Origin of the sequence: Amycolatopsis sp. NBC_00348 (genome assembly GCF_036114655.1) — a bacterium.
In the GTDB taxonomy this organism is placed as follows: domain Bacteria; phylum Actinomycetota; class Actinomycetes; order Mycobacteriales; family Pseudonocardiaceae; genus Amycolatopsis.
Window position 1 is genome coordinate 4,874,254 of sequence record NZ_CP107994.1, and the last position, 23,577, is coordinate 4,897,830.

Below are 23,577 nucleotides of genomic sequence, written 5' to 3' on the forward strand. Positions count from 1 at the left end.
GTGGGCTGTCAGGCGACGACCGGATCGGACGGCTGCTTCTCGTCACCGGGCAGCACCGGCGGGTGGCGCAGCGCGGGCACGACGGTGCCCACCAGCGCGACCAGCACCAGCCAGCCCAGCATCACCAGCACGGTCGTCGTGCTGCCGTAGAACTGCAGGAGCACCCCGGCCAGCAGCGGGCTGAGCGGGGTGGCCGACTGGCTGATGAACCGGCAGGCGCTGTCGACCCGGCCCAGCAGCTCGTCGGGGACGAGCACGATGCGGTAGGTGGAGAGCACCGAGTTCCACAGGGGCGCGGCCGCGAGCATGAGCCCGAACACGACACCCATCACGACGATGTTGCCCGCGACCAGCAGGATCGGCAGCAGCGCGGCCCACACCCACGGGAACCCGATGACGATCCAGGACGCGGGGATCCGCTCGGCGGCCCACGTCGCGGCGAACGACCCGAGCAGCCCGCCCACCGCGGCCACGGTCAGCACGGTGCCGACCACCGCGGCCGACGTGCCGGACTCGTGGCCGATGACGACGAGCAGCGTGGGCATCCCGTTCCCGACGAGGTTCGTGGCCGCGACCATGAGGGCGCTGCCGCGCAGGAACGGCTGGCGGAACAGCCAGCGAAGCCCGTCACGCACCCCCGAAATCAGCGACAGCGCCTTCGTGTCCGGCACCGGCGCCGACCGGAACCGGGTCTTGATCATCGACACCGTGACGTAGGAGACGAGGTACGACAGCGCGTCGCCGAGGAACGGCAGCAGCGCGGCGATCGAGAAGAGCGTCCCGCCGATCGGCGGGCCGGCCAGCATCGCGCCGTATTCCCGGCTTTCGTTGCGCGCGGTCGCGGAGCGCAGCTGCGACGCGGGGACGACGTGGCGCAGCGCTCCCACCTCCGCCGGCGAGAACAGCACGGTGGCCGAGCCTTCGACGAGCGCCACGACGATGATGTGCGGGTACGTCAGCCAGCCCGTCGCGAGCCCGCCGACGATGCTGGCGAGGGCGACGAACCGGACGAGGTCGCACGTCAGCATGAGCCGGCGGCGGTCCCACCGGTCCGCGAAGAACCCGGCGGGCAGGCCGAGCAGCCACTGCGGCGCGCCCCGCGCCGTCGCGACCAGGCCGGCGAGCACGGGCGACCCCGTCAGCGAGAGCACCAGCAGCGGGTAACCGACGTAGGACATCCGGCTGCCCAGCACGGACGCCAGCTGGCTGACCCAGAGCAACGTGAAGTCGCGGTTGCGGCTCAGTGGCACCGGAATCTCGGCCTGACCGGCAGATTCGGGCGCGGGCGCCGAGGGTTCGTCGCGGGCGGTCATCCGGCCGCCTCCAACCCGGCCCGGAACACCGAAACGACCTGGGCGAGCTGGGGTTCTTCGAGCACCGACAGGTGGGTGCCCGGCACCTCCAGCAGCGCGGTGCGCGGCGCGTGCTCGCGCCACGCTTCGAACCAGGGCCACGACCAGTTGCCGTCGGTCGCCTTGAGCACGGTGAGCGGGACGTCGGCGGGCCGCGGCCGGTAGTTCCGCTTGGCCATCCGGAAGAACCGGTTGCGGCGCAGCACGCTCTCCAGCGCGTCCTTCCCGAGCCCGATCTGTTCCTCGCGGAAACCGGCCTGCCGCACCAGGTCCGTCAGCCGGCGTGGGGCCACGCCGGTCCAGTCCGCTTCGGAAATGCCTTCGGCCACGGCGATCATCTCGTCGAGGAGCCCGTCGAGGTGGTGGCGTTGCCGCGTTTCCGGTGCCTGGACGACGGAGTCGACCAGGCCGACCCAGCTCACCTCGGCGCCCGCGCGGAGCAGCTGGGCCGCGGCCTCGTAGGCGACGATCCCGCCGAACGACCAGCCGCACAGCCGGTACGGGCCCGCGGGTTGCCACCGCCGGATCCGCTCGACGTAGACCTCGGCCATCGCCACCACCTGGTCGGGCGCGGCGGCCGTCACGAGGGACTCGTCGAAGTCGAGCCCGACGAGCGCGAAGTCCGGCTCCAGCGCCCGCGCCAGCGCGTAGTACCCGGTGACGCTGCCGGTCCCCTCGTGCACGCAGAACAGGGTGCGGTCCCGGGGACCGGTGTTCAGCGGCACCAGTCCCGGCGTCGCCGTCGGCTGCTCGGCGGCGGCCAGTTCGGCCAGCCCGGCGACGGTCCGCGCCTCGAAGATCGCCCGCAGCGGCACCTTCACGTCGTGCCGGGCGCGCAGGCGGGCGACGACGTGCGCGGCGAGCAGCGAATGCCCGCCGAGGTCGAAGAAGTCGTCGAACACCCCGACCCGGTCGAGGCCGAGCACCTCGTGCCAGATCGCGGCGATGGCCGTTTCCAGCTCGGTGCGCGGGGCCGCGAAGCCCGCCCCGAGCTCCGGGCGCGCCGAGTCGGGATCCGGCAGCGCCAGCCGGTCGATCTTCCCGTTCGCCGTCTTCGGCAACGCGGGCACGAGCACGAACCGGGCCGGGATCTGGTACTCCGGCAGGGATTCTTCGAGCGACGCGCGCAGCTGCGGGACCGTGGTGGCGGTGCCGGCGGGCACGACGTAGGCGACCAGCCGCTGGTCGCCCGGCTCGTCTTCCCGCGCCACGACAACGGCTTCGGCCACGGCATCCAGCGCCCGCAGGTGCGTCCCGATCTCGTCGAGCTCGACCCGGAACCCGCGAATCTTGACCTGGTGGTCGGTGCGGCCGAGGTGTTCGAGCACCTGGCCCGGTCCCCAGCGGCAGAGGTCCCCGGTGCGGTAGAGCCGGCCGTCGCCGAAGGGGTTGGGCAGGAAGCGCTCGGCCGTCAGCCCGGGCCGGTCCCAGTAGCCGCGGCTGACGCCGGCGCCGCCGATGTACAGCTCGCCGGGGACACCCGCCGGGCACGGCGCCATCGCCGCGTCCAGGACGTAGACCTCGGTGCCGGCCATGGGCTCGCCGACGGGGTAGGTCCACGCCGACCCGGCGCCGGCCGGGACCCGGATCCGCGTCGCGGTCATCGTGGTTTCGGTCGGCCCGAACTGGTTGACCACCTTGCCCGCGAGCCAGGCGCACTCCGCCAGCCGCTCGGCGTACAGGTGCTCGCCGCTGCACAGGACGAGGCGGACCGCGGCCAGGCCGGCGTCGGGCACCGGCTGCGCGGCCAGCTCGTAGAGCAGGGTCGGCACCACGCTGAGGATCGTGCTCACGCGGTGCCCGGCGAGCAGCGCCACGACCGAGGCCGGGTCCTTGGCGGCGTCCGGGTCGGTGACCACGAGCTTCGCCCCCGCCGACAGGGCGACGAAGATCTCGCGCACGGAGGCGTCGAAACCCCAGCCGGACAGCGTGATCCCGGTGTCGGCCGGGCCGATGCCGTACTCGTCCCGCAGGTAGCCGATCCGGGCCAGCGCGTTGCCGTGGGTGGCGACGACGCCCTTGGGGCGCCCGGTCGAGCCGGACGTGTAGACGACGTACGCGGCGTTGCCGGGGTGGATCGCGGCGGGCGGGACCGGCCGGGACTCCGCCGCGTCGTCGTCCCCGCCGATCAGGAGCACCTCGCCCCGGAACCCGGTGAGCGCCCCGGCCGCGGTGGCGGCGTCGGTGAGGACCAGCCCGGTGCCGGTGTCCTCGAGGATGAACGCCACCCGGTCCCGCGGCTGGCGCGCGTCGATCGGGACGAACGCCGCCCCGGTCTTCGCCACGGCGAGCGCGCAGATCACCGCTTCCGCGCTGCGCGGCAGGCAGATCCCGACGAAGACCTCGGGGCCGGCACCGCGCTCGCGCAGCCGCGCGGCCAGCGCGTCCGCCCGCCGGTCGACCTCGGCGTACGTCAGCTCCGCCGGCCCCGCCAGCGCGACGGCGTCCGGGCGCGCGGCCGCCTGCTGTTCGAAGAGCCGGTGCAGCCCGGTCACCCCGGCGGGCACGTGGCTCGTGCGGTCGGCGTTGCGGCCGTGCACCAGGCTTTCGTGTTCCGCTTCGGACAACAGTGACAGGTCCGAGAGCCGGGCCTTCGGATCAGCGACGACGGCCGAGAAGATCCGCTGCACGTGCTCGCTCAGCCGGCGCACGCGCTCGGCGTCGAACAGGGCCGTGCTGTAGCGGATGCCGGCGAGCAGGCCGCCGGGGGTGTCGGCGAAGGCCAGCGTGAGGTCGAACTTCGCCTGGCCGGTCGTGAACCCGTGCTCTTCGGTGTGCACGCCCGGCAGCTCCCACTCGCCGGCGGGCACGGTGTTGACCGACAGCATCACCTGGAACAGCGGTGTCCTGGCGAAGTCCCGCTCGGGCTGGAGCTCTTCGACGAGCCGTTCGAAGGGCAGGTCCTGGTGCTCGTAGGCGCCCATCGTCACTTCGCGCACCCGGTCGAGCAGCTCGGCGAACCGCGGGTCACCGCCGAGGTCGGTGCGCAGCACCAGGGTGTTGACGAAGAAGCCGATCAGTCCCTCGACCTCACGCCGGTTGCGCCCGGCGATCGGGGTGCCGACGGCGACGTCGGTCTGGCCGGCGTACCGGCCGAGGACCAGCTGGACGCCGGCGAGGATGACCATGAACAGCGTCGTGCGGTGGTCCCGGGCGAGTCCGCGCAGGCCCGCGGCGAGCTCGGCGGGCATGCTGAACTCCAGCGACGCGCCTTCGGTCGAGCGGACCGCGGCGCGGGGCCGGTCCGTCGGCAGCTGCAGCGGCGGGACGCCGGTGAGCTGCTCGCGCCAGTAGCCGAGCTGCTCGTCCAACACGTCGCCGCGCAGCCAGTTCCGTTGCCAGACGGCGAAGTCCGCGTACCGGACCGCGGGTGCGGGCGTTTCGGGTGCGGTGCCGCGCAGCGCAGCCCGGTACCCCTCCCCCAGCTCGCGGACGAGGTTGCGCGCGGACCAGGCGTCCATCGCGATGTGGTGGGTGGCGAACAGCAGGACGTGGTCGTCGGCCGCGACCCGGAACAACGCGGTGCGCCACACCGGGCCCGTCACCAGGTCGAACGGCTTGGTGGCCGGCCCGCGGATGGCGTCGTCGAGTGCTTCGACGCCGACGTCGAAGACCGGGATCCCGACCGGGCGGGCGGGGTGGATCCGTTGCCCCGCTTCGGTTTCCCCGGCGGCGAACGTGGTCCGCAGCACCTCGTGCCGGGCGATCACCCCGCCGAGCGCGGTTTCCAGGGCCGCGACGTCGAGGGTGCCGGTGAGCCGCCAGGCCAGCGGGACGACGTACTCGGTGCTGCCCGGCTCGAGCTGGTCGAGCAGCCACAGCCGTTGCTGGGCGAAAGACAGCGGGAAGAGATCACCGTCGCCGGCCACCCGCTCGATGGGCGGGATCCGCCGCCCGGTCCGCCGTTCGTCGAGCAGCCGGGCCAGGTCCGCCACCGTCGGGTCGGCGAACAACGCCCGCAGCGGCACCTCGGCGCCGCCGAGCCGGCTCAGCCGGGACACGACCTGGGTCGCCAGCAGGGAATGCCCGCCCAGCGCGAAGAAGTCGTCGTAGACGCCGATCTCGTCGATCCCGAGCACGTCGGACCAGACGCCGGCGACGAGTTCCTCGGACGGCGTCCGGGGCCGGACCGGACCGGCGGCCAGCTCGGGCCGGGCACCGCCGGGCGCGGGCAGGCCGCGCCGGTCGACCTTCCCGTTGCCCGACAACGGCAACGCCGGCAGGAACACGAACGCGGCGGGCAGCATGTAGCCGGGCAGCACCGCTGCGACCCACTCGCGGACGGCGGGCTCGGTGAGGTCGCCGTCCGCGACGAGGTAGGCGACCAGCCGGCGGTCACCCGGGGTGTCCTCCCGCGCGACGACCACCGCTTCGGACACCGCGTCGAGCAGCAGCAGGCGCGCCTCGATCTCGCCCAGCTCGACGCGGTACCCGCGGATCTTCACCTGGTGGTCGGTGCGGCCGAGGAACTCCAGGTCGCCGTCGGGCCGGAAGCGGGCCAGGTCGCCGGTGCGGTAGAGCCGCCCGGGGCCGAAGGGGTCGGGCACGAACCGCTCGGCCGTGATGTCCGGGCGCCCGAGGTACCCGCGGGCGACGCCGTCGCCGCCGATGCAGAGCTCCCCCACGACACCCACCGGCACCGGGTTGAGCGCCTCGTCGAGCACGTACATCCGGGTGTTCGCGATCGGGCGCCCGATCGGCACGGGCACCGAGGGGTCGAACCGTTCGTCGGCGACGTAGATCGAGCAGCCGACGACGGTCTCGGTCGGGCCGTACTCGTTGATCACCCGGGACTTGGGGGCGATCCGCTGCCAGGCCGCGAGGGTCTCCGGCTTGACCTCGTCGGCGCCGACCACGTAGGTCCGGACGGAGCCGAGCTGCTCGTCCTCGCCGATCATGCCGCGCAGCAGGTCGAGGTGCCCGGGGGTGATCTTGAGCAGGCTGAAGTCACCGGGCGCGGCCAGCAGCTCCCGCAGCGAGTCGTGCCCGCGATCGGCCGCGAGCAGGGTGACGTCCTTGCCGCCGATGAGCGGCAGGAAGAAGTTGGGCATCGAGAGGTCGAAGGCGATCGAGCCGAGCATGGGGGCGCCGGACGCACCGCCCAGCCCGTAGCCGTCGATGGCCCACCACAGGTAGTTGACCAGGCCCTGGTGCGCCACGAGGACGCCCTTGGGCCGGCCGGTGGAGCCGGAGGTGTACATCACGTAGGCGAGGTTGTCCGCGCGGACGGGCGCGCCGGGGTCGGTCTCCGGCAGCCCGGCCGCCACGGAGACGTCCGCGTCGAGCACGATGGCCCGCTCCGCGTACTCCGCCGGCAGGCCCGGCCGCGTCCGCGGCTCCACCAGGACCCACTCCGCGCCGGTGTCGTCCAGCATGAAGCGCATCCGTTCGGCCGGGTGCCCCGGGTCCAGCGGCACGTAGGCGGCGCCGGACTTGAGGATGCCGAAGATCCCCACCAGCGCGTTCACCGACGGGCTCACGCAGATCCCGATCCGCTGCTCCGGGCCGGCCCCGAGCCCGCGCAGGTGGTGGGCCAGCCGGTTGGCCCGGGCGTCCAGCTCGCCGTAGGTCAGCCGCGTGCCGTCGGTGTCCACCACCGCGACCGCGCCGGGATCGCGGGCCGCGCACGCCGCGAACAGCTCGTGCACGCAGCGGTCGGCGGGGTATCCGGCGTCGGTGGCGTTCCACTCGGTGACGATCAGCTGCCGCTCCGCCGGCGTGAGGATGCCGAGGTCGCCGACCAAGGCGGCGGGATCCGCGGCCAGCCCGAGCAGCAGGGTGCGCAGGTGCCCGGCGAGCAGGCCGGCCCGGTGGCGGTCGAACCGCGCCCGGTCGTAGGTGATCTCCACGCGCAGGAGGTCGCGCACCGCCGCGACGACGCTGAGCGGGTAGCCGTTGCGTTCGCGCGCGCCGACCGGCACGAGCTCCACGCCGCCCGCCGACTGGTCCGCCGCGCTCGCGGCGGGGTAGTTCTCGAACACCAGCAGGCTTTCGAACAGCGGCGTGCCCTGCGGTACCCCGCTGCTGCTCTGCGCGAGCACGAGCGGCGTGTAGTCGTACTGGCGCAGGCGGAGCTGGGCGTCCTGGACCGACCGCAGCCACTCGCCGACCGGTTTCGCCGGCTCGACGCGCACTCGCAGCGGCAGCGTGTTGATCATCAGCCCGACCATGGACTCGACCCGGTCGGCTTCCGGCGGCCGGGTGCTCATGGTGGCGCCGAAGACGACGTCGCGCTCGCCGGTGTAGCGGGACAGCACCAGCGCCAACGCGCCCTGCAGCACCGTGTTGACGGTGATCCGCTGCGCCCGCGCGAACTCCCGCACCCGCGCGGACTCCGCGGCGTCGAGTTCCAGCTCGGCCACGGCGAAACCGGACTCGGTGCCCGGCCGGTCGGCGGTGATCTTCGTCGGGGCGGTGAAGTCGGCCAGCTCCCCCTTCCAGTACCGCTCGGCGGCGGCGGTGTCCTGGGCGCCGAGCCAGCGCAGGAACGAGCGGTACTGCGGCGCGGGCTCCAGCACCACGCGCCGGCCTTCGCTTTCGGCGCGGTAGCACGTCATGAGGTCGCGCAGCACCAGCCGGACGCTCCAGCCGTCCAGCAGCACGTGGTGGAAGCTGAGCACCATCAGGTGTTCCCGGTCCGTCTCCCGGAACAGCGTGACCCGCAGCAGCGGCGCTTTGGCCAGGGAGATGCCTTCACGCCGGTCCTGCGCCAGCCACGCTTCGAGCCCATCTGACGGCACCCGGCCGAGCACGGTGACCGGCACCGTCACCGACCGCTCGATCAGCTGGAGCGGCCGGTCGACGCCCTGCCAGCGCAGCCGGGCGCGCAGCGCGGTGTGCCGGGCCACCACCGACTGCCACGCCCGCTCCAGCGCGGCGGTGTCGAGCGGCCCGTCGAACCGGTACAGCAGCTGCTCGAAGTCCACGCCGCCGTCGGGGTCCAGCAAGCTGTGGAACAGCATCCCCTCCTGCATCGGTGACAGCGGGAGGATGTCCTCCAGTGGCGAGGCCTCCATCAGACGTCCCTTCGGTATTCGTCGATGATCAGGTCGAGGGTCTGCTGGTCGAGGCCCACGAGCGGGAAGTCCGCGGGGACCGCGCCGGTGGTGCCCGGGGCGGTGCAGTGGGCGATGACGGCGGCGAGCTCGGCGACGAAGGCGTCGGCGAGCCGGTCCGCGGTCTCCGCGCGGTGCAGGTTCCGGGAGTAGCCGACGGTGACCCGGAACCGGCCGCCGCTGATCTCGGAGTTGAGCTCCAGCACGTGCGAACGCCGTCCGCTCGGCGCCTGCGCGCTCCCCCGTGGCTCCTCGGCGCCGCCGAACGTCCGGTCGGCGGCGAGCACGTTGTCGAACTGCCCGAGGTAGTTGAACAGCACCTGCCCGCCGGAGTCCGTGAGCCCGGCGCCGCCGGGGGCGAGGTACCGCAGGATCCCGTGGCCGACGCCGCCCCGCGGGATCTCGCGCAGCGCCTGCTTGGTTTCCTTGAGCACCTCGGCGATGCCGGTGCCGCCGCCGGTGTCCAGGGCCACCGGGTAGATCGAGGTGAACCAGCCGACCGTCCGGGACAGGTCCACCCCCGCCACGATCTCCTCGCGGCCGTGGCCCTCCAGGTCGATGACGACGTCGGAGGCGGTGGCGTACGGCCGGATCGCCAGTGCGAGCGCGGTCAGCAGGACGTCGTTGATCTGCGTCCGGTACGCGGCGGGCACCTCGACGAGCAGCGCGCGGGTCAGCTCCGCGCTCAGTTCGCGCGTGACCCGCGCCGTGGACTCGACGGTGTTGGCCCCGCCGGGGTGGTCGACCGCGATCACGGCGCCGGGGCCCGTTCTCTTGCCCCAGAAGTCGCTTTCCCCGTCGGCGGCGGGGGAAACCGCGTACTCCGGCAGCGTTCGCGCCCACTGCAGGAACGACGTCGTCTTGGCGGGCCACGTGATCGGCAGGCCCGCCCGCACCTGCCGGTAGCCGGTCTCCAGGTCTTCGAGCAGCACCCGCCACGAGACGCCGTCCACGACGAGGTGGTGGGCCACGAGCAGCAGCCGCCGCCCGCGGGGGCCGAGATCGGCCAGCAGCGCACCGAACACCCGCCCGGCCCGGATGTCCAGGCTCGCCTGCAACCGGTCCGCCTCGACGGTGAGCGCGGTATCGGTCGCGCACCGCACTGTCCACAGTAGATCCTCGGGGACCTCGGCCGTGCCGGACTGCGTCCAGCCGTCCGGCCCGGGGGTGAACCGCGCGCGCAGCATGTCGTGCTGCGCGGCGAGCCGGTCCAGGACCAGCCGGAGGTCCCGCTCGGTCGCCGCCGGCGGCACGGTGACGATCATCGACTGGTTGTAGTGGTCGAGGTGCGGCAGGTCGCGGGCGAAGAACCAGTGCTGGATCGGCGTGAGCGGCGCGTCGCCCGTCACCACGCCCTGCTCGGCCCGCACGACCGGCGCCGTCTCGGCCGCCGCGGCCAGCGCCGCGATGGTCTGGTGCTCGAACACCATCCGGGGCGTGATCCGGAGGCCGCCGGCCACGGCCCTGGCGACGATCTGGATGCTCAGGATGGAGTCCCCGCCGAGGTCGAAGAAGTTGTCGAACACCCCGGCCCGGTCGAGCCCGAGGACCTGCGCCCAGACGCCGGCCAGCAGTTCCTCCGCCGGGGTGCGCGGTTCGGCGAAGCCCGAGGCGAGTTCCGGCCGGGCCGCACCGGGTGCGGGCAGCGCACGCCGGTCGACCTTGCCCGTGGCCGTGAGCGGCAACGCCGGCAGGAAGACGAAGGCGCCAGGCACCTGGTGGGCGGGCAACGTCCGCTCCAGCCAGGCCCGCAGCTCCGACACCGACGGCGACCGCTCGGCGGGCACGACGTAACCGACCAGACGGCGTTCGCCCGGCTTGTCCTCCCGCGCGGTGACCACGGCCGCGGCGACGTCGGCGGAGTCCAGCAGCCGCGCCTCGATCTCGCCCAGCTCGATCCGGAACCCGCGGATCTTGACCTGGCGGTCGGTCCGGCCGAGGTACTCCAGGACCCCCGCCGCCGACCACCGGCCGACGTCGCCAGTCCGGTAGAGCCGGCCGGTGCCGAAGGGGTCCGGGACGAACCGCTCCGCCGTCAGCCCGGGGCGGCCGAGGTAGCCGCGGGTCACGCCCGCGCCGCCGACGTACAGCTCGCCGGGCACCCCGATCGGGCAGGGCGCCAGATCCGCGTCCAGCACGTAGGTGCGCAGGTCGCTCAGCGCCCGGCCGATCGGGCCGGCCGCGGCGTCACCGCGGGTCGAGGGCGACAGCACGAGCGACGTCGTGTGCACCGTCGTCTCGGTGATGCCGTACATGTTGACCAGCGCGACGGCTCGGGTCCGGTCGTCGTCGAACCAGGGGCGCAGCGTGGTCAGGTCGAGGGCCTCGCCGCCGAAGACGACGAACCGCAGGTGCCCCGGTCCGGCGGCGATCAGCGACGCCATCAGGGCCCGGAACGCCGTCGGCGTCTGGCTCAGCATGGTGACGCGCTGCTCGGCGACGACGCCCGCCAGCCGCTCGGGGTCGCGGGCCACCGCGTTCGCGGCGATCACCGTCCGCCCGCCGGTGGTCAGCGCGCCCCAGATCTCCCAGACGGAGAAGTCGAACGCGTAGCTGTGCGTCGAGAGCCACACCTGCTCGTCGTCGAAGCCGAAGGTCTCCCGGGTCGCCTCGAACAGCCGGGTGGCGTTGGCGTGGGTGACCTGAACGCCCTTGGGTTTGCCGGTGGAGCCGGAGGTGTAGATGACGTAGGCCAGGTTCTGCGGGCTCATGACGGGCCGCGGATCGGTGCCGGGCAGGCCGTCGAGCACCGCGGTGAGCGCCGCGTCGTCGAGGTTCACGACTTCGGCCGCCCAGTCGCGGGTGGCGGTGGCCGCGTCGGTGACGACGAGCGCCGTCCGGGCGTCGGAGATGATGAACGCGAGGCGCTCGGCCGGGTACGCGGGATCCAGCGGCAGGTACCCGGCGCCGGACTTGAGCACGGCGAGCAGGCTCACCACGGTCCGGACCGACCGCCCCAGGCACAGCCCGACGAGCTGCTCCGGGCCCGCGCCGCGCCGGCGCAGGTGGTGGGCCAGCCGGTTCGCCCGGCGGTTCAGCTCGGCGTAGGTCAGGACCGCGCCGTCGGTGTCGGTGACCGCGACGGCGTCCGGGCGCTCGGCGGCGTGCCGCTCGACCAGCTCGTGGAGCAGCGCGACGCCGGTGGCCGAGCCGCCGGGATTCCACTCCGCGACGACCTGGGCGTGTTCCCGCTCGGTGAGCAGGGGCAGGTCCGACAGGCGCCGGCCCGCATCCTGCGCGACCGCCTCCAGTACGCGCCCGACGTGCTCGCCCAGCCGGGTCACCCGGCCGGCGTCGAACAACGCCGTGCTGTAGCGGATGACGCCCGCGAGCCCGTCCGGGGTGTCGGTGAAGGCGAAGGTGAGGTCGAACTTGGCGTGCCGCGCGTCGAGCGGGAACTCCGTGACCTCGACCCCGGGCAACACCCACGCCCCGGGCGGGGTGTTGTCGAGGGTGAGCATGACCTGGAAGAGCGGGGTGCGGGCCAGGTCGCGCTCGGGCCGCAGTTCGTCGACGAGCCGTTCGAAGGGCAGGTCCTGGTGCTCGTAGGCGTCCAGGGTGACCGTGCGGACGCGCTCCAGCAGCTCGGTGAAAGCCGGGTCGCCGGACAGGTCCGCGCGCAGGACGAGCGTGTTGACGAAGAAGCCGACCAGGTCCTCGACCTCGGTCCGGGTGCGCCCGGCGATCGGGGTGCCGACCGCCACGTCGTGCTGCCCGGTGTGCCGCGCGAGCACGGCCTGCACCCCGGCGAGGACCACCATGAACAGCGTCGCCCGGTGGTCCCGCGCCAGGCGTCGCAGCCCGGCGGCGACCTCGGCGGGCACGGTGAACTCGATCGCGGCGCCGTCGGCCGAGCGGACGGCCTCGCGGGGACGGTCGGCCGGCAGCTCGAGCGGCGTGAGCCCGGCCAGCCGGTCGCGCCAGTGGCCGAGCTGGGCCTCCAGCACCGGCCCGGTGAGCCAGTTCCGTTGCCACGCCGAGAAGTCCGCGTACTGCGTCGCGAGCGGCGGGAGCCCGGGGGCGCCCCGCCGGTAGTGGTGGCTCAGCTCCCGCACGAGCACACCGGACGACCAGGCGTCGGCGACGACGTGGTGCATGGCCAGCACGAGCACGTGCTCCCGCGGGCCGAGCCGGACGACGGCGGCGCGCCACAGCGGTCCGGTACCCAGGTCGAACGGGCGGTACACGAAGTCGGTGACGACCTGCTCGGGCGAGCGGTCGCCGGCTTCCAGGACCGGCAGGGTCACCGCGACGGCGGCCGCGATGTGCTGGGACGGCTTGCCTTCCACGGTCGGGAACGCCGTCCGCAGCACCTCGTGCCGCGCCACGACCGCGGCCAGCGCCGCTCCCAGCGCGGCCGGGTCGAGCTCGCCGGTCAGCCGCCAGGCCATCGGCGCGATGTACTCGGTGCTGCCGGGCTCGAACTGGTCGAGGAACCACAACCGTTGCTGCGCGAAGGAAAGCGGGAGCCCGGCCGCGCGGTCGGCGTGCGGGATCGGGCTGAGCGCGGTCCCGTCCGCACCGGAGAGCCGCTGGGCCATCCCGGCCACCGTCGGCGCCTCGAACAGCAGCCGCAGCGGCACCTCACGGCCGCTCGTGCGGGCGAGGCGGGCCACGACCTGGGTCGCCAGCAGGGAATGCCCGCCCAGCGCGAAGAAGTCGTCGAAGACGCCGACCTCCTCGACGCCGAGGACGTCGCTCCAGATGTCGGCGACCAGCTCCTCCAGCAGCCCGCGCGGCGGGACCGGGCCGCTGCCGAGGTCGGGCCGCGCGGTGTCCGGCGCGGGCAGCGCCCGGCGGTCCACCTTGCCGCTGCCGGACAGCGGGAGGGCGGGCAGCACCACGAAGGCCGACGGGACCAGGTAGCCGGGCAGCGACGACGTCAGGCGGGCGCGCAGGGCCGGCAGGTCGAGCGGGTCCGCGCCGGGCACCAGGTAGGCCACGAGCCGGCGGTCGTCCGGGGTGTCCTCCCGGGCCACCACGACCGCCTCGGCGACGCCGGGCTGCGCCAGCAGCGTCGCCTCGATCTCGCCGGGTTCGACGCGGTGGCCGCGGATCTTCACCTGGAAGTCGGTGCGCCCCAGGTATTCGAGGTGCCCGTCGGGCGACCAGCGGCAGGAGTCGCCGGTCCGGTAGAGCCGGCCGGACCCGAAGGGGTCGGGGACGAAGCGCTCCGCGGTCGGCCCGGGCCGGTCCCGGTACCCGCGGGCCACGCCGGCCCCGCCGATGTACAGCTCGCCCGCCACGCCGATCGGGCACGGCGACAGCGCCGCGTCGAGCACGTGGAGCCGGGTGCCCGCGATCGGCCGGCCGATCGGGACGCGGCCCGGGCCGGCGACGGCGCCCGCGGGCAGGGTGTGCACGCAGCACCCGACGACGGTCTCGGTGGGGCCGTACTCGTTGACCAGGTAGCCGCCGGCCGGCAGCCCGGCGAGCACTTCCGTGGCCGCCGCGGCCGGGAGGTCCTCACCGCCGACGATGACAGCGGGCGGGAACACGACCCCGGCCGGCGAGGTGCCCGCCAGCACCCTCAGGTGGGTGGGCGTCAGCTTCACCAGGGCGGCGCCGGGCGCGGGCAGCAGCCCGGCCGGGTCGGCGCCCTCCTCGGCCAGCTGCACGGGCCGGCCGGCCAGCAGCGGCAGGAAGATCGACGTGACGGTCATGTCGAAGGCGGGCGACGAGTGCAGCACCGCACCGCCGGCCCGCGGGAACGGGTACGCGCCGGCGGCCCAGGCGAGGTAGTTCGCCAGCCCCCGGTGGGTGATCTGCACGCCCTTGGGGGTACCGGTGGAGCCGGAGGTGTAGATGACGTAGGCGAGGCTCTCCGGGTGGCCGCCGGGGTCCCCGGCGGGGGCGTGCCCGGCGATGGCCCGCGCGGTGGCCGGGTCGTCGACGTCGACGACGTCCGCGCGGATCCGGGCGCCCAGGTCGGTGGCGTGCGCGGTGTCGGTGAGCAGGACGGCCGCGCGCGCGTCCGCCAGCGTGGCGGCGAGGCGTTCGGCCGGGTGTCCCGGATCCAGCGGGAGGTAGGCGGCGCCGGCGCGGTGCACGGCGAGCAGGGCCACGATCGTCTCCGGGCGGCGGGCCAGGCAGATCCCGACGACGTCCTCCGGCCCGGCCCCGCGGTCCCGCAGGTGGCCCGCGAGGCGCTCGGCGCGGTCCACCAGCTCCCGGAAGCTCACGGTGGTGCCGTCGGCGGCGCGGACCGCGACCGCGTCCGGCTGGTCCTGCGCGTGCTTCGAGAGCACGCGGTGGATCCACCCCGGCCGCTCGGCCGCCTCGGGGCGTTCGGCGGGGCCGGTGCCCCACTGCTCGACGACCGTCCGGCGTTCGGCTTCGGTCAGCAGCGGGGTCGCCGAGAGCCGCGCACCGGGATCCGCGACGACACCGGCGAAGAACGTCCGCAGGTGCTCGCCCAGCCGCTCGATCCGGCGCGCGTCGAACAACGCGGTGCGGTAGCAGATGACGCCCGAGAACTCCTCGGCGTTGTCGGTGAACGCGAGGGCGAGGTCGTACTTGGCGCGGTCGGTGGTCAACGGGTGGTCGGCCAGGGTCAGGCCGGGCAGCCGCAGCCGCAGCGCCGGGGTGTTGTCGACCGACAACGAGACCTGGAACAGCGGCGTCCGGGTGAGGTCGCGGTCCGGGCGCAGCTGCTCGACGAGCCGTTCGAACGGCACGTCCTGGTGCTCGTAGGCGCCCAGCGTGGTGTCCCGCACCCGGGCGAGCAGGGCCGTGAAGGCGGGGTCCCCGCCGACGTCGGTCCGCAGCACGAGGGTGTTGACGAACATGCCGATCAGCGGCTCGGTCTCCGGGCGGGCGCGCCGGGCCACCGGGGTGCCGACGGTGATGTCGTCCTGACCGGTGTACCGGGCGAGGACGGCCTGCAGCCCGGCGAGCACGACCATGAACAGGGTCGCGCCCTCGGCCCGGGCGAGCGCCCGCAGCCCGTCGGCGGTCGCGGCGGGCAGGGTGAACTCGAGCGAGGCACCGGCGGTCTCGGTGGCGGCCGGGCGGGGCCGGTCGGCGGGCAGGTCGAGCACCTCGGTCCCGGTGAGCCGGTCGCGCCAGTACGCCAGCGGCTCGTCGAGCGCGGGACCGCTCAGCCGGTCCCGCTCCCACCGGGCGAAGTCGGTGTACTGGATCGGCAGGTCCGCCGGCGCCGGCGCGTGCCCTTCGACGGCGGCCCGGTAGGCGCGGCCGATCTCCTCGGCGAAGACGGCGGCCGACCAGGCGTCCGCGACGATGTGGTGGATCGTCAGCGCGAACACCGAACGGCGGGGGCCGGTCCGGACCAGCAGCGCGCGCCAGACCGGCCCGGTGCCCAGGTCGAACGGCTCGGCGACGAACCCGGCCAGTACGTCGTCCAGGTCCCCGTCCCCCGCTTCGAGCACGGTGAACGGCACCGGGCCCGGCGGCGCGACGACCTGGACGGGCTCGCCGTCGGCGGTCGGGAACGTGGTCCGGAGCGTGTGGTGCCGGTGGGCCACCTCGGTCAGCGCGGCGCGCAACGCGCCGGCGTCGACCACCCCGGACAGCTCCCAGCCCAGCGGGATGACGTAGTCGGTGCCGCCCGGTTCGAGCTGGTCGAGGAACCACAGCCGGTGCTGGGCGAAGGACAGCGGCGCCGGGCCGCGCCGCCCGGACCGCGCGATGGGCGCCTCCGCCACGGATTCCCCGGCCGCCACCGGATCGACGGCGGAGACGAGGGCGGCGAGCTTCGCGACGGTCCGCGTCTCGAAGAGCGCGCGCAGGGACACGGCGAACCCGTGCCGGCTCCGCAACCGGGCCACGACGTGCGTGGCGAGCAGGGAATGCCCGCCCAGCGCGAAGAAGTCGTCGAGGACGCCGACCTCGTCCAGGCCGAGCACCTCCCGCCAGACGCCGGCGACGGCGGCCTCGGCCGGGGTCCGCGGCCGCACGGGTGCCGCCCCCAGCTCCGGCCGTTCGCTCCCGGGCGCGGGCAGGGCGCCGCGGTCGGTTTTCCCGTTCACCGTCCGTGGCAGGGCCGGGAGGGCCACGAAGACCGACGGCACCAGCGACGCGGGCAGGACCCGCTCGAGCTCGGCGTGCAGCCACGACGCGGCGGGCGGCGCGCCGGACGTCGTGAAGTAGGCGGTCAGCCGCTGGTCTCCCGGGACGTCCTCGCGCAGGACGACCACCGCGTCGGCGACCGGCTCGAGCGCGCGCAGCGCGGCCTCGATCTCCGCCGGCTCGACGCGCAGACCGCGCACCTTCAGCTGGTTGTCGAGCCGGCCGAGGTGCTCGAGGGTGTGCGCGGGCGACCAGCGGCAGCGGTCACCGGTGCGGTAGAGCCGGCCGCCGCCGAACGGGTCGGGCACGAAGCGCTCGGCGGTCAGGCCGGGCCGGCCCAGGTACCCGCGGGCGAGGCCGGGACCGCCGATGTACAGCTCGCCGGGCACGCCGACGGGGCACGGGTTCAGCGCGTCGTCGAGGACGTAGAGCGTCGTGTCGCCGACCGCGGAACCCACGTCGTAGCGCCACGACGGCCCGGCGCCCGCCGGCACCCGCGTCCAGGTGACCGTGATCGTGGCTTCGGTCGGGCCGAACTGGTTCAGCACCTTCCCGGCGAGCCAGGCGCAGCCGGCCAGCCGTTCGGCGTGCAGCCGTTCACCGCTGCACAGCACCAGCCGGACGTCCGCGGGCACGCCGGCGGCGACCGGCTGGGCCGCGAGCTCGTACAGGACCGACGGCACCGTGCTCGCGATCACCGTCACCCGCGCCGCGGCGACCAGGCCGACCACCCCGGCCGGGTCCTTGGCCGCGTCCGGCCCGGCCAGCACCAGCCGCGCCCCCGACGTGAGCGTCCCGAGGATTTCGCGTGCCGACGCGTCGAAGCCGAACCCCGCGATCGCGAGGACGACGTCCGACGGGCCCAGGTCGTAGTCCGCCCGGATGTGCCGGATCCGCCGCGACACGGCCTCGTGGGTCGCGACGACGCCCTTCGGCTGTCCGGTCGAGCCGGACGTGTACGCGATGTAGGCGACGGAAAGCGGGTGCACCGGCAGCGCGAGATCGTGCCCCGGCCGGCCGGGGATCGCCGGGTCCCGCGGATCCACCGTCCGGCCCGCGAACCCCGGCGGGAGCGCGGCCGCGGTGTCCCGGTCGGCGAGCACCAGGTCGATCCCGCTGTCGGTCAGGAGGTACTCGAGCCGAGCCTGCGGGTAGCCGGGATCCAGGGCGACGTAACCGATGCCCGTCTTGAGCGCGGCGAGGATGCCCACGATCGCGTCGGCCGACCGGGGCAGGCAGATCCCGATCGGGGCGCCCGCCGAGGCACCCGCCGCGAGCAGGTGCCGGGCGAGCCGGTTGGCCCGGACGTCGAGTTCGCCGTAGGTGAGGCGGCCGCCGTCCGGTTCGACGAGCGCGACGACGTCCGGGGACGTCTTCGCGTGCGCCTCGAACAGCGCGTGCGCCGGCTCGGCAGGCCCGGACACGGGCGCGCCGGCGGGCACGAGTTCGCCGCGTTCGGCGTCGGTGAGCAGCGGCAGGTCGGACAGCCGGACCTCGGGGTCGACGGCGACGGCGGTGAGCACCTGCAGCAGGTGCCCGCACATGCGGGTCATCCGGGCGGTGTCGAACAGCTCGGTCCGGTAGCGCACCCAGCCGGTCAGGCTGTCCGCGCTGTCGACGAACCCGACCGTCAGGTCGAACTTCGAGTGCAGGAACTCGACCGGGAACGCCTCGGCGCGCAGGCCGTCCAGCTCGAGGTGGTCGAAGGTCGTGTTCAGCACCAGCAACGCCTGGATCAGCGGGGTGCTGGTCCGGTCCCGGTCCGGGTGCAGCTGTTCCACCAGCCGTTCGAAGGGCAGTTCCTCGTGGTCGTAGGCGTCGAGCGCGACCTCGCGGACCCTGGCCAGCAGCTCCGCGAACGTCGGATCGCCGGACAGGTCGGTGCGCAGTACGAGGGTGTTGACGAAGAACCCGATGAGCGCTTCGGCTTCTTCCCGGCCGCGGCTGGCGATGGGGGTGCCGACGGCGACGTCGTCCTGCCCGCAGTAGCGCCCGAGCACCACCTGGACCGCGGCGAGCACGATCATGAACCGGGTCACCCGGTGCTCGCCGGCCAGTTTCACCAGCCCGTCGGCCACGTCCGGCGGCACGGTGAACTCGACGGCGGTGCCCTCGGCCGAGGCGAGCGCCCCGCGCGGGCGGTCCGTCGGCAGGTCGAGCGGCCGGATCCCGTCGAGCTGCCGTCGCCAGTGCCCGAGCAGCCGGGACGCGACCGCGCCGTCGAGCCGCTCCCGTTGCCAGCGCGCGAAATCCGCGTACTGCATGGTCAGCTCCGGCAGCACCGGCGGCCGCCCGGACAGCGCCGCCCGGTAGCACTCCCCCAGCTCGTCCACGAGGTTCCGCGCCGACCAGGCGTCCATCACGACGTGGTGCGCGGCGAAGACGAACACGTGGTCGCGCTCGCCCGCCCGCACCAGCCCGGCGCGCCACAGCGGACCGCGGGCCAGGTCGAACGGCTCGGCCGCGAACCCGGCGACCACCTTGGCGAGGTCGTCGTCCCGGGCGTCGAGCAGCGGCAGCCGGGCCGGTTCCGCCGCCGTCACGACCTGCGCGGGCTCGCCGTCTTCGGCGACGAAGCGGGCGCGAAGCACCTCGTGGCGCGACACGACCCTGGTGATGGCGTCCTCGAGCGCGGGGACGACCAGCTCGCCGGTGAGCCGCCAGGCGAACGGCACGACGTATTCGGCGCTCCCCGGTTCGAGCTGATCCAGGAACCACAACCGTTGCTGCGAAAAGGACAGCGGTGCGCCGGACATCGGCTTCCTCCGAAACACGTGACGATCAGGGACGGGCGGGGTACCGGCTGGCTCCGGTGAGCCGGCGGAACTCGGCCGGCTCGACGTTCCCGCCGCTCACGACGGCGACCGTGCCCGCCGCGGCCGGCAGGGTGCGGGCCGCGGCGAAGGCGAGGGCGCCGGTCGGTTCGACGGTCAGGCCGAGCACGGCGAGTTCCTGCATCGCCGCGAGGACTTCGTCTTCGCCGACCTCGACGACTTCGTCGACCAGCCGGCGGATCAGCGGGAAGGTGAACGCGCCCGGCGTCTGGGCGAGAACGCCGTCGCAGACGGAAACCGGGGGGTCGATCTCGATCCGCCGGCCCGCCGCGAGCGACAGCGCGGTGTCGTTGGCCGCGCGTGGCTCGGCGGCGACCACGCGGACCCGCCGGCCGGCGACCTCCACCGCGGCGGCCACCCCGGCGAGCAGCCCGCCGCCGCCGACCGGCACCACGATCGTCGTGGCCCCGGCCAGCTGCTCGAGGATCTCGAAGCCCACTGAGGCCTGCCCGGCCACCACCAGCGGGTGGTCGTAGGACGACACCGGGACCGCGCCGGTCGCGGCCGCGATCTCGGCCACGCGGTCCCCTCTGGCGTTGTTCCCGCCGGCGCACGTGATCACCCGCGCGCCGAGGCGCCGGATCCGGTTCCGCTTGTACGCGCTCGTCGCCTCGGTCATCACCACCGTGGCGTCGGCCCCCAGCCGGGAGGCGGCCCACGCGGTGGCGATGCCGTGGTTCCCGGACGAGCCGACGACGACGGCGCCCGGCCCGAGCGCGGTGAGGGCGTTGAGCGCGCCGCGTGCCTTGAACGAGCCGGTGACCTGCTCGTTCTCGCACTTCAGGTGGATCCCGGTGTCCGGGTCGGTCAGGATCGGCGTGCGCCGGATCAGCGGTCCGATGCGGTCGCGCGCCGCCAGGCACTGCCGGGCGAACGGCGTTCTCGGTGCGGGCATGCCGACCTCGTGCCGGGGCGGCCGGATCAGTTCCCGGCCGCCTGCCGGTCCATGAACGTGCGCAGGCTCAGCGGCCGCATGTCGACCCAGACCCGCTCGATGTGCTCCAGGCAGGCCTTCCGGGCGCCGCGGGTCCCGTCGGGCCGCCAGCCCCGCGGGATCTCCTTGCCCACCCGCCAGATGGAGTACTGCTCTTCCTCGTTCACGACGACCTGGTACTCGAACTCGTCTTCCGTGGTGTCGTTCGGCATGGCTGTTCCCCGTTTCGGTCGGTTGCGCCGGTTTCGTCAGGCGCGAAGGGCGGCGTGGAGGAGCACGTTGGCGCCGGCGACGAGCTGTCCCGGCGCGGTGTGCTCTTCGGGTGCGTGGCTGATCCCGTCGCGGCTGGGCACGAAGATCATCCCGACCGGCGCGACGGCGGCGATCATCTGCGCGTCGTGCCCGGCGCCGCTGGGCATGGCCACGACGGGCAGCGCGAGGTCCGCCGCCGCCTCCTCGATCGCCGTCTGCAACGCCGTCGCGGTCCGGACCGGCGCCGAGCGCATGGTCGTCACGCACGTGACGTCGACCCCGGCATCGCGCGCGGACCGCGTGGTTTCCTCGCGGAGCAACGCTTCCACGACCTCGAGGCGGGTCGCGTCGAGGTCCCGGATCTCGGCCGTCAGCCGCGCCCGGCCCGGTACCACGTTCGCTTGTCCCGGCTCGACGGCGAGGTCGCCCACGGTGCTGACCGCGCACAGCTTCCGTTCGGCCGAAAGGGCTTCGACCCGCAGCACCAGCTTCGCCGCCGCCACGAGGGCGTCGCGCCGCTGGTCCATCGGCGTGGTTCCCGCGTGGTTCTGCTTGCCCCGCACCTCGAACTCCATGATGGTGCGCCCGACGATGCCGGTCACCACACCGATCGGAATACCGCGGGACTCGAGGACGGGCCCCTGTTCGATGTGCAGTTCGAGGTAGGCCGCCATCATCCCGGGCGGCCAGACGGCCTCGCCGATCGCGTCCAGGTCGCCGCCGGCGCGGGCCAGCGGCTCACGGATCGAGCGGCCCGTCCGGTCGACGGCGGCCTCGGGCGCGTCCAGCTGCCCGCTGACCGCCAGCGAACCCCAGAAGGGATAGGGGAAAAGGGCGCCCTCTTCGTTGGAGAACGCCACGGCCACCGGGGCGTTGCGCATCGGCAGGTCGTGTTCGGCGAGGGTCCGCAGCACTTCCAGCCCGGCGACCACGCCGTAGGTGCCGTCGAAGCGGCCGCCCCGCCGCACCGTGTCGACGTGCGACCCCATCAGCACCACCGGATCGTCCGGAAGCGTTTTCCCTTGGTGCAGGAAGAGATTGCCCGCTTGATCCACCGTACTGCCCAGGCCCGCTCGCGCGGCCGCGTCGCGCAAAAACGCGCGCGCGGAATCTTCCGCGGAAGTGAACCCAAGCCTGGACAAACCGCCCTCGGAATCGACACCGTACGTAGCCAATTTGTCGAGATCGGCCAGCATTCGCGTGCCGTTCACCCGTACGGCGGATCGATTCGAATCGAAGATCGCTACCGAACGAGCCGATTCCACGGCCGACAGAAATGACATAAAAGTACCTCTCACCTGCCCGCATCGTTGCGTGCAACCCGGCACCGAGCACATCCCCGGACCGGTTTCCGCCCTGTTTCAGCGAGAACCGATGCTCGCCGGGCTCGACGTTCGTCCCGACTATAGCTCGCGTTTTCCCGACGAAGGAAGGGAATTCCCCACCACGCCCGAGTGGGTAAAATTACCGACAGCTGACAAATTGATCACTGCTAGCGTGAATCGCTACGAAGATCTCCAAGATCAGCACATACCGGAGACACGTGAATGAAAAACTCTTCCAAGATCGATATGCCGCCGGAAACGAAACCGGACCCGATCGGCAGCACCGTCATCCAGGCATGGACCGAGGTGCTCGGCAGTCCGCCCGACGGACCGGAAACGAACTTCTTCGACTTCGGCGGCCATTCGACCGCCGCCATGCGGATGATCACCCGGCTGCGCGCCCGCTGGGACACCGAGGTGCCGATCAGGCTCATCTTCGAGCACCCGGTGCTGGCCGACTTCATCGCGGCGGCGCGGCGGCTGGTGGCGGCGACGTCAACAGAAGAACCGGCGTGACCACCTTCGCCGTCGCCTACGACCGGGGTGCGGTCAACGCGGCCGAGGTCGCGCTCAGCCTCGGCGCGCTCGGCGACCTGGTCTTCGTGGGCCACGAAGCGGGACCCGCCGGGCCGCTCGTGCCGTTGCTGCGCGAGCTGGGCGAGGTCCTGTTCCTGGACGACGGCCTCGAGCCCGTGCTCACCCGGCTGGCCGCGATCGGGATCGACGCCGTGGTGACCTTCAGCGACACCATGATGCCGGTCGCCGCGCGCATCGCCGACCGGCTGGGCCTGCGGTTCCACTCGGCGCCGGCCGTGGCGCTGCTGACGGACAAACTGCGGCAGCGCGACGAGCTGCGCGCCCACGGCGTCGACGAGGTGCGGGCGCACCCGGTCCGCCACGCCGGCGACTGGCCGGGCGCGGTGGCCGCGGTGGGCGTCCCCGCGGTGCTCAAACCGTTGCGGGGACAGGGAAGCCGGGACACCCACCTCGTCACCGACGCCGAAGCGGGCGCCCGGCTGAGCGCGGACCTGCTGGCGGGCCCCGACCCGGTGGCGGGCCTCGTGCTCGAAGAGTTCCTGGCCGGGCGCCCCAGCGAGCCGTTCGGCGACTACGTCTCGGTCGAGAGCGTGACGACCCCGCGCGGGGTCCGGCACCTCGCCGTGACCGGGAAGTTCCCCACTTCGCCGCCCTTCCGCGAAGTGGGCCAGTTCTGGCCTTCCCCGCTGTCCCCGGCCGAAGAGCGGGAGGTCGAAGAGCTGACCGGGCGCGCGCTGAACGCGCTCGGGGTGCGCTTCGGCGTGAGCCACACCGAGCTCAAGCTGACCGCGGCCGGCCCGCGGATCATCGAGGTCAACGGCCGGATGGGCGGGCACATCAACGACCTCGCCCGCAGGGCCCACGGCCTGGACATGGTCCAGCTGACCGCGCGGCTGGCCCTGGGGGCCGAGCTGCCCGAGCGGCCGCCCCGGCCCGGGCAGGTCTACTTCCAGTACAACACCCCGGCCCCGGTCGGCGCCTTCACGCTGCTCGAGACCCTGGGCGTCGACGACGTCCGGCGCGTCCCCGGCGTCACCGGGTACCGGCCGTACTTCGAACCCGGCACGGCGCTGCCGGCGTCGGTCATGACGCGGCCGCTCGACCTGATCAGCGGGGTCGCCGCGGACCACGACGAGATGCTGGCCCGGCTGGCGCGGGTGCTCGACCGCCTGACGTTCGCGATCGACACCGGCGGCGGCCGGGAGCTGGTCACCGCGGCGGAACTCGGCCGCGCGCGGACACCGGCACGGTGAGGCC

The 23,577-nt window shown here is 73.9% G+C and carries 8 protein-coding genes; 2 read left to right on the plus strand and 6 right to left on the minus strand.

The genetic code is table 11. The features are described 5' to 3' along the window. Window positions 1–8: 8 nt before the first annotated feature. From OHS58_RS21295 to OHS58_RS21320, 6 genes are read right to left on the minus strand one after another with little or no spacing between them, the layout of a single operon-like run. The gene (locus tag OHS58_RS21295) at window positions 9–1,313 is read right to left on the minus strand and encodes an MFS transporter (protein WP_326954569.1); all 1,305 of its coding nucleotides are present in this window, start codon (window positions 1,311–1,313) and stop codon (window positions 9–11) included. Beyond that, window positions 1,310–8,368 (minus strand): non-ribosomal peptide synthetase, encoded by a 7,059-nt coding sequence (locus OHS58_RS21300; protein WP_328649576.1) that lies wholly within the window; start codon window positions 8,366–8,368, stop codon window positions 1,310–1,312. The genes OHS58_RS21295 and OHS58_RS21300 overlap by 4 nt, the downstream gene beginning before the upstream one ends. After that, on the minus strand, window positions 8,368–19,194 hold the full coding sequence (locus OHS58_RS21305; protein ID WP_328649577.1) for a non-ribosomal peptide synthetase: 10,827 nt from the start codon (window positions 19,192–19,194) through the stop codon (window positions 8,368–8,370). Before OHS58_RS21305 ends, OHS58_RS21300 begins: the two co-directional genes overlap by 1 nt. 25 nt (window positions 19,195–19,219) lie before the next feature. Continuing rightward, on the minus strand, window positions 19,220–20,167 hold the full coding sequence (locus OHS58_RS21310; protein ID WP_328649578.1) for a threonine ammonia-lyase: 948 nt from the start codon (window positions 20,165–20,167) through the stop codon (window positions 19,220–19,222). Between the two features lie 26 nt (window positions 20,168–20,193). Beyond that, window positions 20,194–20,418: an MbtH family protein gene (locus OHS58_RS21315; protein ID WP_326948025.1), complete on the minus strand. Its 225-nt coding sequence runs from the start codon at window positions 20,416–20,418 to the stop codon at window positions 20,194–20,196. A 36-nt stretch (window positions 20,419–20,454) separates the two neighbouring features. Beyond that, entirely contained in the window at window positions 20,455–21,741 is a 1,287-nt protein-coding gene (locus OHS58_RS21320) for a M20 family metallo-hydrolase (protein ID WP_328649579.1), read from the minus strand. A 264-nt stretch (window positions 21,742–22,005) separates the two neighbouring features. Between OHS58_RS21320 and OHS58_RS21325 the strand changes: the two genes are divergently transcribed. Both OHS58_RS21325 and OHS58_RS21330 read left to right on the plus strand, forming a co-directional pair. After that, entirely contained in the window at window positions 22,006–22,299 is a 294-nt protein-coding gene (locus tag OHS58_RS21325; RefSeq protein ID WP_328649580.1) for a phosphopantetheine-binding protein, read from the plus strand. Further along, window positions 22,296–23,573 (plus strand): hypothetical protein, encoded by a 1,278-nt coding sequence (locus tag OHS58_RS21330; protein WP_328649581.1) that lies wholly within the window; start codon window positions 22,296–22,298, stop codon window positions 23,571–23,573. The genes OHS58_RS21325 and OHS58_RS21330 overlap by 4 nt, the downstream gene beginning before the upstream one ends. The last annotated feature ends 4 nt before the right edge of the window (window positions 23,574–23,577 follow it).

Coding starts and splice junctions, on each gene's coding strand:
- OHS58_RS21310 (WP_328649578.1), bottom strand. CDS start 20,167: ATGCCCGCACCGAGAACGCCGTTCGCCCGGCAGTGCCTGGCGGCGCGC.
- OHS58_RS21305 (WP_328649577.1), bottom strand. CDS start 19,194: ATGTCCGGCGCACCGCTGTCCTTTTCGCAGCAACGGTTGTGGTTCCTG.
- OHS58_RS21315 (WP_326948025.1), bottom strand. CDS start 20,418: ATGCCGAACGACACCACGGAAGACGAGTTCGAGTACCAGGTCGTCGTG.
- OHS58_RS21300 (WP_328649576.1), bottom strand. CDS start 8,368: ATGGAGGCCTCGCCACTGGAGGACATCCTCCCGCTGTCACCGATGCAG.
- OHS58_RS21320 (WP_328649579.1), bottom strand. CDS start 21,741: ATGTCATTTCTGTCGGCCGTGGAATCGGCTCGTTCGGTAGCGATCTTC.
- OHS58_RS21325 (WP_328649580.1), top strand. CDS start 22,006: ATGAAAAACTCTTCCAAGATCGATATGCCGCCGGAAACGAAACCGGAC.
- OHS58_RS21295 (WP_326954569.1), bottom strand. CDS start 1,313: ATGACCGCCCGCGACGAACCCTCGGCGCCCGCGCCCGAATCTGCCGGT.